We start from the raw sequence: 15,014 nt of genomic DNA, 5'->3' as shown, positions 1-15,014 counted from the left end.
CTTCCCTGACGTGACCGCGACCGCAGTGACCGTACGCGTGCCAGCGAAGGTCAACCTCCAGCTCAGCGTGGGGCCGCTCCGCGACGACGGGTATCACGACCTCGTCAACGTCTTCCACGCCGTCTCCCTGGCCGACGAGGTGACCGCCGTCGCGGACGGCCGGCTGGCGGTCACCGTCGAGGCCGCGCCCGGCTCGGCGGTGGCGGTGGACGGCGTCCCCGTCGACGGTGACAACCTCGCGGTACGGGCGGCGCTGCTGGTGGCCGAGCGGCTCGGTGTGGAGCCGTCCGCCCGGCTGCGGATCCGCAAGGCGATCCCGGTCGCGGGCGGGATGGCGGGCGGCAGCGCCGACGCCGCGGCCGCGCTGGTGGCGTGCGCCCGCCTGTGGGACGACCCCGAGAGCCCCCTGCTGGGCCGCGAGGACCTCCTGGAGCTCGGCGCCGCGCTGGGCAGCGACGTGCCGTTCGCGCTGCTGGGCGGCACGGCCGTCGGGCTCGGCCGCGGCGAGCGGCTCACGCCCGCGCTCACCCGCGGGACGTTCCACTGGGTGTTCGCGACCGCCGGCGGGGGCCTGTCCACCCCGGCGGTGTACGCCGAGTGCGACCGGCTCCGCGACGCCGGCGGCGAGCGCGCCGGGCTGCCGGACGTCTCGGCGGAGCTGATGACGGCGCTGGCCACCGGCGACGCCAAGGGCCTCGGCGCGGCGCTGGCCAACGACCTGCAGCCCGCCGCCCTCGAACTGCGCCCCTCGCTGCGCCGTACCCTCGCCGCCGGGCAGGACCTCGGCGCGCTGGGCTCCCTGGTCTCGGGCTCCGGGCCGACCTGCGCGTTCCTGGCCGGATCGGCCGGGCACGCGGCGGAGCTGGCGGCCGCGCTGGGAGACCTGGACGGCGTCCGCGAAGCGCTCCCCGCGCACGGCCCCGTGCCCGGGGCGACGATCATCTGACCCGCGACCCCCGAACGGAGCTCCATGGCGAGCGTCTCCCTCCTCCTCTTCGCGATCCTGCTGCTGCTCGCCGTGCTGGTGGTGACGGGGATCGTGGTCGCCGTCGTCGTCATCGGCCGCAACCGCGGCCGGCAGGCCCCGCCCCCCGGGCAGCCCGGCCCGTACGGCCCGCCGGGACCGGGCGGCCCGTACGGCCCCGGCCCGGGCCACTGAGCCCTGCCGGGGCGTTAGCCTGGTAGGCGTCGTGAATCTGATCAACGTTGAGAACGTCACCAAGGCATACGGCCCCGCTCCGCTGCTGGACGCGGTCTCCCTCGGCCTCGACGAGGGCGACCGGGTCGGCGTCGTCGGCCGCAACGGCGGCGGCAAGAGCACGCTCGTGGAGATCCTCGCGAAGGCCGCCGAGCCGGACGCGGGCCGCGTCACGCACGCCCGCGGGCTCCGCCTCGGCTACCTGCACCAGCGCGACGCGTTCGCCGAGGGCGCGACCGTGCGGAGCGTCGTCCTCGGGGACCGGCAGGAGCACGAGTGGGCGGGCGACACGCGCGCCCGCGACATCCTCGCCGGCCTGCTCGCGGACCTCGACCTGGACGCCCCGGTGGCCGGGATGTCGGGCGGCGAGCGGCGCCGGGTCGCGCTGGCCCGGCTGCTGGTGCCCGAGACCGACCTGATCGTTCTGGACGAGCCGACCAACCACCTCGACCTCGAGGCCATCGACTGGCTGGCCCGGCACCTCAAGGCCCGCCGGGTCGCGCTGCTGATCGTCACGCACGACCGCTGGTTCCTGGACGAGGTCACCGAGCGCACCTGGGAGGTCGTCGACGGCCGGGTGGAGCGGTACGAGGGCGGCTACTCGGCGTACGTGCTGGCCAAGGCCGAGCGCGACCGGATCGCCGCCGCCACGGAGGCCAAGCGGCAGAACCTGCTGCGCAAGGAGCTGGCCTGGCTCCGCCGCGGCCCGCAGGCCCGCACGTCCAAGCCCAAGTTCCGGGTGGACGCGGCGCAGGCGCTGATCGCGGACGAGCCGCCGCTGCGGGACTCGGTCGAGCTGACCCGGTTCGCGGCCGCGCGGCTCGGCAAGACGGTGTACGACCTCGAGGACGTGACCGTCGAGGTCGGCGGCCGCCCCATCTTCGAGCACCTGACCTGGCGGCTCGGCCCCGGCGACCGGATCGGCCTGGTCGGCGTCAACGGCAGCGGCAAGAGCACCCTGCTGCGGCTGCTGGACGGCGCGGTCGCGCCCGGGTCCGGCACGGTGGTCCGCGGAAAGACCGTCCAGCTGGCGCACCTGTCGCAGAACCTGGAGGAGCTCGACCCGTCCCGCCGGGTGCTGGAGTCGGTCGAGGAGATCAAGCGACGGATCACCGTCGGCAAGCGCGAGTGGACGGCCAGCCAGCTGCTGGAGCGGCTCGGCTTCCGCGGCGACCGGCAGTGGACGCCGGTCGGGGACCTGTCCGGCGGCGAGCGGCGCCGCCTCCAGCTGCTGCGGCTCCTGATGGGCGAGCCCAACGTCCTCCTCCTGGACGAGCCCACCAACGATCTCGACATCGAGACGCTCACCGAGGTCGAGGACCTGCTCGACGGCTGGCCCGGCACGCTCGTGGTCGTCAGCCACGACCGCTACTTCCTGGAGCGCGTCACCGACCACGCGGTCGCGCTGCTCGGGGACGGCAGGGTGTCGATGCTGCCCGGCGGCGTCGAGGAGTACCTGCGGCGCCGCGCCGAGGGGAGCGCCCCGACCCGCACGGCCGCGGCCGCCGAGTCGACGGCCGCCGCCGTCACCGCCCCCAAGGCGCAGGCCAAGGGCGGCGGGCAGGACTGGAAGGCGCGCAAGGAGCTGGACAAGCTCGAACGCCGCCTCGACAAGCTCGCCAAGCAGGAGGCGGAGCTGCACGAGAAGCTCGCCGCGCACGCCACCGACTACGCGAAGCTCCAGGAGCTGGACGGCCGGCTCCGGGAGGTCCGGGCGGAGGCGGCGCAGGTCGAGGAGGAGTGGCTGATGCTCGCCGAGGACGTGGGCTGACGGTCCCGCGCGGCTAGTCGTCGCTGTCGAACGGGATCAGCAGGTTCCGCAGCAGGCCGGCCAGCGTCTCGCGGTCGTCGGGGGCCAGGCTCTCCAGTATCGCGTTCTCGCGGTCCAGGAGGTCGGCGAACGCCGCGTCCACCCGGGTCATGCCCGCCGCGGTGAGGCGCACCTGCACGCCCCGCTTGTCCTGCGGGTCGGGATGCCGCTCGACCAGCCCGGCGGCGGCCAGCCGGTCGATCCGGTTGGTCATCGTGCCCGAGGTGACGAGGGTGGCGCGCAGCAGCATGCCGGGGCTGAGCTGGTACGGGTCGCCCGCCCGGCGCAGCGCGGTGAGGACGTCGAACTCCCAGCCCTCCAGCTCGTGCGCCGCGAACACGGCCCGGCGCGCCCGGTCGAGGTGGCGGGCCAGCCGGGAGACGCGGCTGAGGACCTGCAGCGGGCGGACGTCGAGGTCCGGGCGCTCCTTGCGCCAGGCCTCGGTCAGCCGGTCCACCTCGTCCTGCATGCCGACACCTTACCTGTCTCGATATCGAGAAGACTTTCTTGACATCAAGATTATCGCCGGGCATCATCTTTCTTGATGTCGAGACAAGCCGGGGCGGAACGAGCCGCCGTCTGGGACCCCGCGCAGTACGGGGTCTTCGGCGGCGAGCGCGGCCGCCCGTTCGCCGAGCTGGTCGACCGGGCCGCGCGGGACCTGCCCGCCCCCGGCCGGATCGCCGACCTCGGCTGCGGCTCCGGCGAGCTCACCGCCGCCCTGGCCCGCCGCTGGCCGGACGCGGAGATCGAGGCGATCGACTCCTCCGCCGAGATGATCGAGGCCGCCCGGGCGCACGCGATCCCCGGCCGCCTGAGCTTCGCCGTCGGCGACGTCGCCACCTGGGCGCCCCAGTCGCCGCCGGACCTGATCGTCTCCAACGCCGTCCTGCACTGGGTCCCCGGGCACACCGGACTGCTGCCCCGCTGGATCGCCGCCCTCGCCCCCGGCGGGCGGCTCGCGTTCCAGGTCCCCGGCAACTTCGACGCCCCGAGCCACACCATCCTGCGCGAGCTGTGCGAATCGCCCCGCTGGCGCGACCGGCTGAGCGGCGCCGCCGCGCGCCGCCCCGTCCTCGACCCCGCCGGCTACCTCGACCTCATCGCCCGGAACGGCCATGCCGCCGACGCCTGGGAGACCACGTACGCGCAGGTCCTCCAGGGCGAGGACGCCGTCCTCGAATGGGTCAAGGGCACCGCGCTGCGGCCCGTCCTGACCGCCCTCGGCCCGGCCGGGGCGGCCGACTTCCTGACCGAGTACGGCGCCCTGCTGCGCGCGGCCTACCCGCCCGCGCCGTACGGCACCGTCTACCCCTTCCGGCGCGTGTTCGTGATCGCCGAACGCGCCGGAGGCCCCTGATCAGGGTGCCGCCCACGCTGCGAGCGGAGCGAATCGTTCCCCTGCGGTGTGCCCGTCCGCGCGATGGGCGGCATCCCAAGACCCGCGCCCCGAAATCCGGGGCAGGGACCGACCGGTAACACGGTGACCCCGGCCGGTGGCCGCACGGACGAACTCCGGCGGCCACCGGCTCCGTCGTTCCGGGCCGGTCACAGCGGCTGCGGTGCCGCCCCGCCGAGCGCGTCGCCCTCGGTGCCGTCGATGCCGTCGCCGTCGCGGCGCTCCCTGCGCTGCGCCTTCGCGGCGGCCTTCTCCCCGGCCTTCTCCGCCTTGGCCGCGGCCTTCTCGGCCCGCCGCTCGCGGCGCTCGGCCTCCTTGCGGCGCCGCTTCGGGTCCAGCGACGGCCGCGGCTCCAGCCCGGACAGGCCGTTCCACGCCAGGTTCACCAGATGCGCCGCGACCTCCTCGCGCTTGGGACGGCGCGCGTCCAGCCACCACTGGCCGGTCAGCGCCACCATCCCCACCAGCATCTGCGCGTACATCGGCGCGACCTTGTCGTCGTAGTCGTGCCGGTCCAGCTCCTGGGCCATCACGTGCTCGACCTCTCCGGCGATCTCGCTCAGCAGGCTCGCGAAGCTGCCGGTGCCGGTGCCGCCGTGCGAGTCGCGGACCAGGATCCGGAACCCGTCCGGGTTGGTCTCGATGTACTCCAGCAGCGACAGCGCCGCCTTCTCCAGCTTGCCGCGGTAGTGGATCGCCGAGCTCAGCGCCTCGGTCACCGAGGCGAGCAGCCGCTCGAACTCCCGGTCGACGACCACCGCGTACAGGCCCTCCTTGCCGCCGAAGTGCTCGTACACGACGGGCTTGGAGACCCCGGCCGCCGCGGCGATCTCCTCCACCGACGTGCCGTCCAGGCCGCGCTCGGCGAACAGCGTCCTGCCGATGCCGAGGAGCTGCTCGCGTCGTTCCTTGCCGGTCATCCGCTTCCTGCGGGACCGGGGGGCGGGTTCTGTCACGGGATCAATTGTGGCGGTCAGGCGGGCTGGTTCGTCCGCTTCGCCGCCAGCCGTTCCGCGTCCGGCCACCGCACGTCGTACGCCAGCCCGGTCTTCTCGAGCGCCCAGATGACCCGGGCGCTGATGTCGACCTGGCCCTTCAGGACCCCGTGCCGGGCGCACGTCGGGTCGGAGTGGTGCAGGTTGTGCCACGACTCGCCGAGCGACGGGATCGCCAGCCACCACACGTTCCGCGACTTGTCGCGCACCTCGAACGCCTCGGTGCCGAACGTGTGGCAGATCGAGTTGATCGACCACGTCACGTGCTGCACCAGCGTCAGCCGGACGAGGCCGGCCCAGAAGAACGCGGTGAACGCGCCGGCCCACGACATCGTCAGCAGGCCGCCCAGCACGCCCGGCAGCAGCAGCGTCACCGCGACCAGCGCCGGGAACGCCTTGTGGATCCGGACGATGTCCTTGTCGTTCAGCAGGTCCTTGGCGAACCGCTCCTTGGACGTCCTGTTGCCGTCGAACAGCCAGCCGTAGTGGGCCCACCCGAGCCCCTTGGCCAGCGCCTTCCAGTCGGACCCGAACCGCCACGGCGAGTGCGGGTCCGCCTCCTTGTCGGAGTGCTTGTGGTGCCGCCGGTGGTCGGCGACCCAGGTGATCACCGGGCCCTCCATCGCCAGGCTGCCCGCGATCGCCAGCGCGATCTTGAGGCCGCGGCGGGCCTTGAACGACCCGTGCGTGAAGTACCGGTGGTAGCCCACCGTGATCCCGCCGGCCGACACGAAGTAGAAGACGGCCATCAGCGCGACGTCCGTCCAGCCGAGGAAGCTTCCCCAGGCCAGCGGCACGGCCGCGAACAGTGCCAGGAACGGCACCCCGGTGAAGACCCCGACGAGGATCCGCTCGGCCTTCCCGGTCGGCTCGGGCTCGACCTCGGGCCGGCGTCTAGGACGGGGCGGATCGAGGACGGGAGGTGTAGCCATATGTCACCACTTCCTGATTCTTGAAGGCCACTACTTACGCCACCGTAAGCTACGGTTGCGTAGGTTTACAGGGCCTGGAACGTAAAATCGGCAGCAACGCATCTCGGGGGACTCGCGGGTCACTCGCGCGAACAGGGCCGTACGGGAAGGCGTGACATACCCCTCACGCAGGAGGAACGTTCGACCTCCGCCGAAGGTTCGCTGGGAGGCCCGCCCGCAGGGGGCGCGTTCGGCGCCCGGTTCTTCATGCTCTCCAACCGCGCTCTCTCCCCGGAGGCCCGGCGTGCCGCCGGCGCCCTGGGAATGGTCGGACGACTCGGTGATGGGGGTGCTCGCTCCAGGACGTCCTAAACCGCCGTGCCGAAGTCGATCAGGGGCGACCGGGCCGCGGTCGGCGCGCCGTAATGAGGTGGGGGCCGCGAGCGCCTGTCGCTATCATGGCTGCGGCCCCTGCCTTCCGGGCTTGATGTCCGCTTGTGGGGGCGTTTGATCCGGCGTGGTGTAATTGGCAGCACAAGGGCTTTTGGTGCCTTTAGTTCGGGTTCGAATCCTGGCGCCGGAGCTCGGCGGTCCGAGTTCCGAGGTGCGGGTCCGGCCCCTGGCGGGGCCGGACCCGACCCCGTTCGGGGCGCGCGGGAGCCCGGCGGGGTGACAGCCGCGGGCAGGACGGTATCCTTCGGGTGTCGGGTGTGTTGCGTCCCTGTTTGAGCAGGTAGATCGGCACCCGAGCCAATCCAAGTCCGCGATGCCGAGGAGCCTCCACGTGAGCGCGAGCCGCCCGGCTGCCGTCGTCGTCCTCGCCGCGGGCGAGGGCACCCGGATGAAGTCCCGTACCTCCAAGGTCCTGCACGAGCTGTGCGGGCGCCCGATGCTCGGGCACGTGCTGGCCGCCGGCCAGGCGCTGGAGCCCGAACGGCTGGTGGTGGTCGTCGGCCACCGGCGGGAGCAGGTGATCGACTATCTGGCCGGGGAGCATCCGGCGGCCGAGCCCGTGGTGCAGGAGCACCAGGGGGGCACCGGGCACGCGGTGCGGACGGCCCTGGAGCAGGTGGGCGAGCTGAGCGGGACCGTGGTGGTCACCAACGGCGACCACCCGCTGCTGCGCGGCGAGACGCTCGCCGAGCTGGTCCGGGTGCACGAGGGCGACGGCAACGCCGTGACGGTTCTCACCACGGAGATGCCCGACGCCACCGGGTACGGCCGGATCCTCCGGGAGGAGAACGGCGCCGTGACGGCGATCGTGGAGCACAAGGACGCGACCGCGGAGCAGCGGGCCGTCCGCGAGATCAACGTGGGGATGTACGCGTTCGACGGCGCGCTGCTGGCCGACGCGCTGAAGCGGGTGACGACCGACAACGCCAACGGCGAGGAGTACCTCACCGACGTGATCGGGATCCTGCGCGGCGACGGGCACCGGGCCGGCGCGTTCCTGGCGGCCGACTGGGTGGAGACCCAGGGCGTCAACGACCGGGTGCAGCTCGCGCAGGCGCGGCGGCAGCTGAACGACCGGATCCTGGAGGCCCACATGCGGGCCGGGGTGACGGTCGTCGACCCCGCCACCACCTGGATCGACGTCACTGTGACCGCGGAGCGGGACGCCGTGGTGCACCCGGGGACGCAGCTGCACGGCGCCACGCACCTGGGCGAGGGCGCCGAGGTCGGGCCGAACTCCACCCTGACCGACACGCGGGTCGGCGCGGACGCGAAGGTCGTCAACGCGGTGTGCGTGGAGGCGGAGATCGGGCCGGAGGCGTCGGTGGGGCCGTACGCGTACCTGCGGCCGGGCACCCGGCTGGCCCGCAAGGCGAAGATCGGCACCTATGTGGAGACCAAGAACGCCGAGGTCGGCGAGGGCAGCAAGGTCCCGCACCTGACGTACGTCGGCGACGCCACGATCGGGACCGGGTCCAACATCGGCGCGAGCTCGGTCTTCGTGAACTACGACGGCGTGCGCAAGCACCACAGCGTGGTCGGCGACCATGTGAAGGTCGGCAGCGACAACATGATCGTCGCGCCGGTGACCATCGGGGACGGCTCCTACACGGCGGCCGGCTCGGTGATCGTCCAGGACGTGCCGCCGGGGGCCATGGCGGTCGCCCGCGGCAAGCAGCGCAACATCGAGGGCTGGGTCGAGCGAAAGCGCGCCGGAACGCCCGCGGCCGAGGCCGCGGCGGAGGCCGCGCGGCGCGCCGCCGAGGCCGGCGAATGAGGAACTCCCGCGCGGGCCGGGGCCCATCCCGCCGCAGCCGGGTGGTGGGGGCGATTCCCACGTGTAGTTCAGTTCCATTGAGGGGGAGTTGTCAGAGGTGAGTGGGATCAAGGCGAGCGGCCAGAAGAAGCTGATGCTCTTCACCGGCCGCGCCCACCCGGACCTGGCCAAGGAAGTAGCCGACAACCTCCACGTCGAGCTCACGCCGACTTCGGCGTACGACTTCGCCAACGGCGAGACCTTCGTGCGGTTCCTGGAGTCGGTCCGCGGCTCGGACGCCTTCGTGATCCAGAGCCACACGGCTCCCATCAACCAGTGGATCATGGAGCAGCTGATCATGGTGGACGCGCTGAAGCGCGCGTCGGCCAAGCGGATCACCGTGGTGGCGCCGTTCTTCGGGTACGCGCGGCAGGACAAGAAGCACCGCGGGCGTGAGCCGATCTCGGCCCGGCTGATGGCCGACATGTTCAAGACCGCCGGCGCCGACCGGCTGATCACGGTGGACCTGCACACGGCGCAGATCCAGGGCTTCTTCGACGGCCCGGTGGACCACCTGTTCGCGCTGGACCTGCTGGCCACGCACTTCGAGGGCCGGCTGGACCTGTCGCAGGTCACGGTGGTCGCGCCGGACGCGGGCCGGGTGCGGGTCACCGAACGCTGGTCGGACCGGCTCGGCGGCGTGCCGATGGCGATCATCCACAAGAAGCGCGACCCGGACGTGGCCAACGAGGTCAAGGTGTTCGACGTGGTCGGCGAGGTCGAGGGCCGCACCTGCGTGGTGGTCGACGACATGATCGACACCGGCGGCACGATCGTGAAGGCGGCGGACGCGCTGTTCGACAACGGCGCGACCCGCGTCGTGGTGGCGGCGACGCACGGGGTGCTGTCGGGCCCGGCGGTGGACCGGCTGAAGAACTCCCGGATCTCCGACGTGGTGCTGACCAACACGCTCCCGATCCCGCACGAGAAGCAGTTCGACAAGCTGACCGTGCTGTCGATCGCGCCGCTGGTGGCGCGCGCGATCAACGAGGTGTTCAGCGAGGGCTCGGTGACCAGCCTCTTCGGCGGCCAGAGCTGACTCGGCACTGATCCGGCACTGATCCGGCGCCGCAGGTGAGCGGCGAATCGCGTTCGGGCCCGGGACGGTACGGCCGTCCCGGGCCCGCGCGCGTCCGGGGCCGGCGGGCCGGAGGGACCCGGCCCCACTGGCTTTGCGTGTTGGGACGATCGGCTAGACTTGCTTAATCCGCGTGTGCCCCGGGTCGTTCAGTGCGGCTCCGGCACGGCCCTCAGACCGGCGCCGTGCGAGGACTCGTACTCCCCGGGTTAACGCAAAGAATCTTCGAGGCGCCTGACGCATCGAGCAACGCCTGATTCGCTCATGTCCGCAGCGGACGTCCAGTGCCGGACGGCCGTGGATCGCAACAACGAGGAGTTTTCGCCGTGTCCGAGGTACGTATCGCCGCCGAGCCGCGCACCGAGTTCGGTAAGGGTGCCGCGCGGCGCACCCGCCGGGCCGGCAAGGTTCCCGCTGTCCTGTACGGCCATGGCACCGACCCGCAGCACATCTCGCTGCCCGGCCACGAACTGATGCTCGCCCTCAAGACCCCCAACGTGCTGCTGCGCGTGGAGGGCCTGGGCTCGGGTGCCGAGCTGGCGCTGCCCAAGGACGTCCAGCGCGACCCGATCAAGGGCTTCCTGGAGCACGTCGACCTGCTTCTGGTGAAGCGGGGCGAGAAGGTCGAGGTCTCGATCCCGATCGAGATCACCGGTGACGTGGTGGCCGGCGGCCGGCTGGTGCAGACCGAGGTCGAGATCGCGGTCGAGGCCGAGGCGACCCACATCCCGCAGAACGTCGAGCTCGACATCAGCGGCCTGGAGGTCGACTCCCAGGTGCTGGCCCGCGACCTGAAGCTGCCTTCCGGCGCCACCCTGGCCGCCGACGAGGAGCTGCTGCTGGTGCAGATCGTGGACGCCACGCTGTCGGCCGAGCCGGCCGGCGAGGAGGCCGAGCCCGAGGGCGAGACCGCCGAGGCGGGCGCCGAGGCCGAGTCGGCCGAGTGATTCCGCGCCGCCGGGCGTCCGGCGGCACACGCTTCCGCACGGCCCCCGCGGCGCTCGCGCCGCCGGGGGCCGTCGGCGATGAGGGACACCGCAGATGAGCACTGATCCGTGGCTGGTCGTCGGGCTGGGGAATCCGGGTCCGGCGTACGCCGGCAACCGGCACAACGCCGGGTTCATGGTGCTGGACGTCCTGGGCGGCCGGGCCGGGGGCCGGTTCAGGTCGCACAAGGGCCGCGCGGACGTCCTGGAGGGGCGCCTCGCGGGCGTGCGGGCGGTGCTGGCCAAGCCGCGCGGCTACATGAACGAGTCGGGCGGCCCGGTGAAGGCGCTGCGCGACTTCTACAAGGTGCCGGTGGAGCGGCTGATCGTCGTCCATGACGAGCTGGACATCCCGTACGGCGCGGTGCGCCTGAAGCGGGGCGGCGGCGACAACGGGCACAACGGCCTCCGGTCGATCACCCGGTCCCTGGGGGACAAGGAGTACCTGCGGGTGCGGTTCGGGGTGGGCCGGCCGCCGGGGCGGATGGACGCGGCCGCGTTCGTGCTGAAGGACTTCTCGGCGACCGAGCGCAGGGAGCTGGACCTGAACGCCGAGCGGGCCGCGGACGCGGTCGAGGCGCTGCTGGCGGGGCCGCTGGAGGCGGCGCAGAACGCCTTCCACGCTTCGTAGCCGCCGGATGTGCGCCGCGTGGCGGCGCGGGCGTCCGGCGCGCGCCCGCTGACAAAGACGGCGCGGCGAAAGCGGCGTTCCGCTCACCTAGTGAGAATCCGGATCGTAAGATGCATCACACGCGGGCTTCGCGTGGCATGTGAACCTCGATTGCCGTTCGGCCGTCTCCGTTGGGGACCGTGCGTTATGGGGCGCATGTGGCAGGGGTGGTGAGAGAGTCGATGGCCGTCGTTGACAAGATCAGGCTCGTTGATGCCCCGATCGAGGAACAGCTGCGACGACCGTCGGGCGGCAACTGGACCGGACGCTACCGCGGCCTGGCCGCCCTGCTCGACTGCCTGAGCATGCTGTCGGCGGGCGTGATCGCCTTCGTGCTCCGCTTCCCCGGCATCCCGAGCGACCCCACCGTGCCGTACGTGGCGCTGACGGTCGTGCTGCCGCTGCTGTTCGTGGTGACGCTGATGCTGTGCCGCGCCTACCAGCCGCGCTTCGTGGGCGTCGGGTGGGAGGAGTTCCACCGGGTGCTGCGGGCCGGGTTCGTGCTGACCGCGGCGGTGGCGATCGTGGCGTACGCGACGAAGACCGAGGTGGCCCGCGGGTACGTGGTGATGGCGCTGCCGCTGGGGACGTTCCTGGCGCTGGTGGCCCGCTACCGGCTGCGCAAGTGGCTGCACAAGAAGCGGTGGAACGGCCAGTGCATGCGCCGCGTGATCGCGGTGGGGCACCGGACGTCGGTGGCCGACCTGATCAAGCTGCTGAGGGAGAAGCGCTACCACGGCATGGACATCGTCGGGGTGTGCCTGCCCCCGGCGCTGGTGTCCGGCGAGGACGCGGTGAGCGAGGTCGAGGGCGTCCCGGTGCTGGGCGACTTCGCCCAGGCGGCGGCGGTGGTGGACCGCAGCGGCGCCGACTCGGTGGCGGTGCTGGCGTGCCCGGAGATGGACGGGGTGGCGCTGCGCCGGCTCGCGTGGCAGATCGAGCGCGACGACGTCGAGCTGGTGGTGGCGCCGGCGCTGATGGACGTCACCGGCCCGCGGATCTCGATCCGGCCGGTGGCGGGGCTGCCGCTGCTGCACGTGGAGCACCCGGAGCTGGAGGGCTCCAGGAAGCTGCTCAAGGGCGCGTTCGAGCGGACGGCGGCCCTGGCCGGGATCCTGCTGCTGAGCCCGCTGCTGCTGCTGGTGGCGTTCCTGATCAAGGTGACCAGCAAGGGGCCGGTGATGTTCCGGCAGACCCGGGTGGGGCGCGACGGCCGCGAGTTCACCGTGCTGAAGTTCCGCACGATGGTGGTGGACGCCGAGCAGCGCAAGATCGAGCTGCGGTCGGAGAACGAGGGCGACGGCGTCCTGTTCAAGATGAAGGCCGACCCGCGGGTGACCGGGGTGGGCCGCCGGCTGCGCCGCTACTCGCTGGACGAGCTGCCGCAGCTGTTCAACGTGGTGCGCGGCGAGATGTCGCTGGTGGGGCCGCGCCCGCCGCTGCCGGACGAGGTGGCCCAGTACGGCGGCGACGTGTACCGGCGGCTGGCGGTGAAGCCGGGGATGACGGGCCTGTGGCAGGTGAGCGGCCGCTCCGACCTGACGTGGGAGGAATCGGTCCGGCTCGATCTGCGTTACGTCGACAACTGGACCCTGGCCCTCGATCTGCAGATCATGTGGAAGACCTGGTCGGCCGTGTTCAAGGGCTCGGGCGCCTACTAGAGCGCCCGGTTCCCGGCTCGCGAGACCCGGCGTGTGGGCGCGGTTCGGTGTGCACCACAATGTAGACCGAACCGATAGGCCGAGCCGGGATTGTGATGGGGTCGATGACGGAGCTTCCGGCGGCGGATCCCGCCGCGGGTGACCACGCGCTGGCCGGGGAACTGGCCGCGCACGCCGGGCGGCTGCTGCTGGGCGTCCGGGACGAGATCGGGTTCGCCGACGCGCGGGCCCTCAAGGACACCGGCGACCTGCGGGCGCACGAGTACCTGATGGCCGGCCTCGCCGCGGCGTGTCCGGCCGACGCGATCCTGTCGGAGGAGGGCCGCGCCTCCGTGGCCGGCAAGAGCGCCACCGCCGTGGCGATGGACGGCCCCCCGACCGGCAACACCGACGTGGCCGCGCGCCTCGCCGCCGGACGCGTCTGGATCATCGATCCGCTGGACGGCACCCGCGAGTTCGCCGAGGAGGGCCGCGCCGACTGGGCCGTCCACGTGGCGCTGTGGGAGCGGCGTCGCGAGGGGCGCCTGGCGGCCGGGGCCGTCGCGCTGCCCGCTCAGGGGGCGACGCTCCGTACCGCCGCCGAGGGGGCCGTGGTGGTGGACGCGGACGGCGAGCGGCCGCTGCTCCTGAAGCCGCCCGCGCCCGGCCGGCTGCGGATCGCGGTGAGCCGGAGCCGTCCTCCCGAGTTCCTCACCCGGCTGGCGGAGCGGCTGGGCGAGGCGGGCACCGAGGTGGAGCTCGTCCCGATCGGCTCGGCCGGCGCCAAGATCGCGGCGGTGCTGCTGGGCACGGTCGACGCCTACGTCCACGCGGGCGGCCAGTACGAGTGGGACTCCGCCGCCCCCGCCGCCGTGGCGCTGGCCGCGGGCGCCCACGCGTCCCGGATCGACGGGGCGCCGCTGGCCTACAACCGGAAGGACCCCCGGCTGCCGGATATCCTGGTGTGTCATCCCGGGTCGGCATCGACGCTGCTGACCGGCATCCGGGACGTGACGCAGGCCCCGCCGGGCTGATCGCCGCCGGGCCGGCGCCCGCCTCCGCCGCACGGCCCGCCCACAACCGCATCCCGCCCCCAAGCCGCCGACGAGTCCGCCAGACGAGCGTGGAGAGAAGCCGTAGACCATGCAGCGTTGCGATTATCTGCTGTCCCAGCTGGACGTCCTGGAAGCCGAGTCGATCCACATCATCCGGGAGGTGGCCGCCGAGTTCGAGCGGCCGGTCCTGCTGTTCTCGGGAGGCAAGGACAGCATCGTCATGCTGCGCCTGGCGCAGAAGGCGTTCGCCCCCGCCCCGATCCCGTTCCCGGTCATGCACGTCGACACCGGGCACAACTTCCCCGAGGTGATCGAGTACCGCGACCGCCGGGTCGCCGAGCTGGGCGTGCGGCTCGTGGTCGCGTCCGTCCAGGAGTCGATCGACAAGGGCCGGGTGGTGGAGCAGACCGGGCGGCGGGCCAGCCGCAACCGGCTGCAGACCACCACGCTGCTGGACGCGATCGAGGAGCACCGGTTCGACGCCGCGTTCGGCGGCGCCCGGCGGGACGAAGAGAAGGCGCGTGCCAAGGAGCGGGTGGTCTCGTTCCGCGACGAGTTCGGCCAGTGGGACCCCAAGAACCAGCGGCCCGAGCTGTGGAACCTGTACAACACCAGGATCCAGCAGGGCGAGCACGTCCGGGTGTTCCCGCTGTCCAACTGGACCGAGCTGGACATCTGGGACTACGTGCGGCGTGAGGAGCTGGAGCTGCCGCCGATCTACTTCGCGCACAGCCGGCGGGTGTTCGAGCGCGACGGCATGCTGCTGGCCGACCTCCCGTACGCCAACCGCGGCGACGACGAGCCGGCGTTCGAGGCGACGGTCCGCTACCGCACGGTCGGCGACGCGTCCTGCACGGGCGCGGTGAAGTCGAACGCCGCGAGCCTGGACGAGGTGATCGAGGAGATCGCCGCGACCCGCATCACCGAGCGGGGCCAGACGCGGGCGGACGACCGTTCCAGCGAGGCCGCCATGGAGGACCGCAAGAAGGAGGGCTACTTCTAA

The 15,014-nt window shown here is 72.6% G+C and carries 14 protein-coding genes and 1 tRNA gene; 12 read left to right on the top strand and 3 right to left on the bottom strand.

What is annotated here, in order from left to right; genetic code table 11:
* The first annotated feature begins 10 nt into the window (after positions 1 to 10).
* From ACA361_RS03110 to ACA361_RS03100, 3 genes are read left to right on the top strand one after another with little or no spacing between them, the layout of a single operon-like run.
* Positions 11 to 946 carry a 4-(cytidine 5'-diphospho)-2-C-methyl-D-erythritol kinase gene (locus ACA361_RS03110; RefSeq protein ID WP_375010226.1) on the top strand — a complete coding sequence of 312 codons (936 nt, stop codon included), beginning with the start codon at positions 11 to 13 and terminating at the stop codon, positions 944 to 946.
* Positions 947 to 970: 24 nt separating this feature from the next.
* Positions 971 to 1,159, top strand: a complete 189-nt coding sequence (locus ACA361_RS03105) for a hypothetical protein (protein ID WP_375010225.1) — start codon at positions 971 to 973, stop codon at positions 1,157 to 1,159.
* 31 nt (positions 1,160 to 1,190) lie between these two features.
* A complete protein-coding gene (locus tag ACA361_RS03100; protein ID WP_375010224.1) occupies positions 1,191 to 2,969 on the top strand; it encodes an ABC-F family ATP-binding cassette domain-containing protein in 1,779 nt (592 codons plus the stop codon).
* Between the two features lie 13 nt (positions 2,970 to 2,982).
* Here ACA361_RS03100 and ACA361_RS03095 read toward each other — a convergent pair whose 3' ends face one another.
* Positions 2,983 to 3,477: a MarR family winged helix-turn-helix transcriptional regulator gene (locus tag ACA361_RS03095; RefSeq protein WP_375010223.1), complete on the bottom strand. Its 495-nt coding sequence runs from the start codon at positions 3,475 to 3,477 to the stop codon at positions 2,983 to 2,985.
* Between the two features lie 75 nt (positions 3,478 to 3,552).
* Between ACA361_RS03095 and ACA361_RS03090 the strand changes: the two genes are divergently transcribed.
* Positions 3,553 to 4,368, top strand: a complete 816-nt coding sequence (locus ACA361_RS03090) for a trans-aconitate 2-methyltransferase (protein WP_375010222.1) — start codon at positions 3,553 to 3,555, stop codon at positions 4,366 to 4,368.
* Between the two features lie 188 nt (positions 4,369 to 4,556).
* Here the strand turns inward: ACA361_RS03090 and ACA361_RS03085 are convergent, their stop codons facing one another.
* Complete coding sequence (locus ACA361_RS03085) at positions 4,557 to 5,363, bottom strand: TetR/AcrR family transcriptional regulator (RefSeq protein WP_375010221.1); 807 nt, start codon at positions 5,361 to 5,363, stop codon at positions 4,557 to 4,559.
* A 17-nt stretch (positions 5,364 to 5,380) separates the two neighbouring features.
* Positions 5,381 to 6,334, bottom strand: a complete 954-nt coding sequence (locus ACA361_RS03080) for an acyl-CoA desaturase (RefSeq protein ID WP_375010220.1) — start codon at positions 6,332 to 6,334, stop codon at positions 5,381 to 5,383.
* 490 nt (positions 6,335 to 6,824) lie between these two features.
* Here ACA361_RS03080 and ACA361_RS03075 point away from each other — a divergent pair.
* From ACA361_RS03075 to cysD, 8 genes are all read left to right on the top strand, one after another.
* Positions 6,825 to 6,896: transfer RNA gene (locus ACA361_RS03075), tRNA-Gln, on the top strand.
* 201 nt (positions 6,897 to 7,097) lie between these two features.
* On the top strand, positions 7,098 to 8,543 hold the full coding sequence (glmU, locus tag ACA361_RS03070; protein WP_375010219.1) for a bifunctional UDP-N-acetylglucosamine diphosphorylase/glucosamine-1-phosphate N-acetyltransferase GlmU: 1,446 nt from the start codon (positions 7,098 to 7,100) through the stop codon (positions 8,541 to 8,543).
* Between the two features lie 97 nt (positions 8,544 to 8,640).
* Complete coding sequence (locus ACA361_RS03065; RefSeq protein WP_375010218.1) at positions 8,641 to 9,621, top strand: ribose-phosphate diphosphokinase; 981 nt, start codon at positions 8,641 to 8,643, stop codon at positions 9,619 to 9,621.
* A 365-nt stretch (positions 9,622 to 9,986) separates the two neighbouring features.
* Positions 9,987 to 10,607 (top strand): 50S ribosomal protein L25/general stress protein Ctc, encoded by a 621-nt coding sequence (locus ACA361_RS03060; protein ID WP_375010217.1) that lies wholly within the window; start codon positions 9,987 to 9,989, stop codon positions 10,605 to 10,607.
* 94 nt (positions 10,608 to 10,701) lie between these two features.
* Positions 10,702 to 11,277 carry an aminoacyl-tRNA hydrolase gene (gene pth, locus ACA361_RS03055; protein WP_375010216.1) on the top strand — a complete coding sequence of 192 codons (576 nt, stop codon included), beginning with the start codon at positions 10,702 to 10,704 and terminating at the stop codon, positions 11,275 to 11,277.
* A gap of 221 nt (positions 11,278 to 11,498) precedes the next feature.
* Positions 11,499 to 12,977, top strand: coding sequence for a sugar transferase (locus ACA361_RS03050; protein ID WP_375010215.1), 1,479 nt, complete (start codon positions 11,499 to 11,501; stop codon positions 12,975 to 12,977).
* 104 nt (positions 12,978 to 13,081) lie between these two features.
* Positions 13,082 to 13,990, top strand: coding sequence for a 3'(2'),5'-bisphosphate nucleotidase CysQ (locus tag ACA361_RS03045; protein ID WP_375010214.1), 909 nt, complete (start codon positions 13,082 to 13,084; stop codon positions 13,988 to 13,990).
* A gap of 109 nt (positions 13,991 to 14,099) precedes the next feature.
* Entirely contained in the window at positions 14,100 to 15,014 is a 915-nt protein-coding gene (gene cysD / locus ACA361_RS03040) for a sulfate adenylyltransferase subunit CysD (RefSeq protein ID WP_366624142.1), read from the top strand.

It is taken from the genome of Actinomadura sp. 21ATH, from assembly GCF_041951345.1.
GTDB lineage: Bacteria > Actinomycetota > Actinomycetes > Streptosporangiales > Streptosporangiaceae > Spirillospora.
The sequence above is the reverse complement of the archived record's forward strand: the minus strand, read 5'-3'. Positions and strand labels throughout refer to the sequence as shown.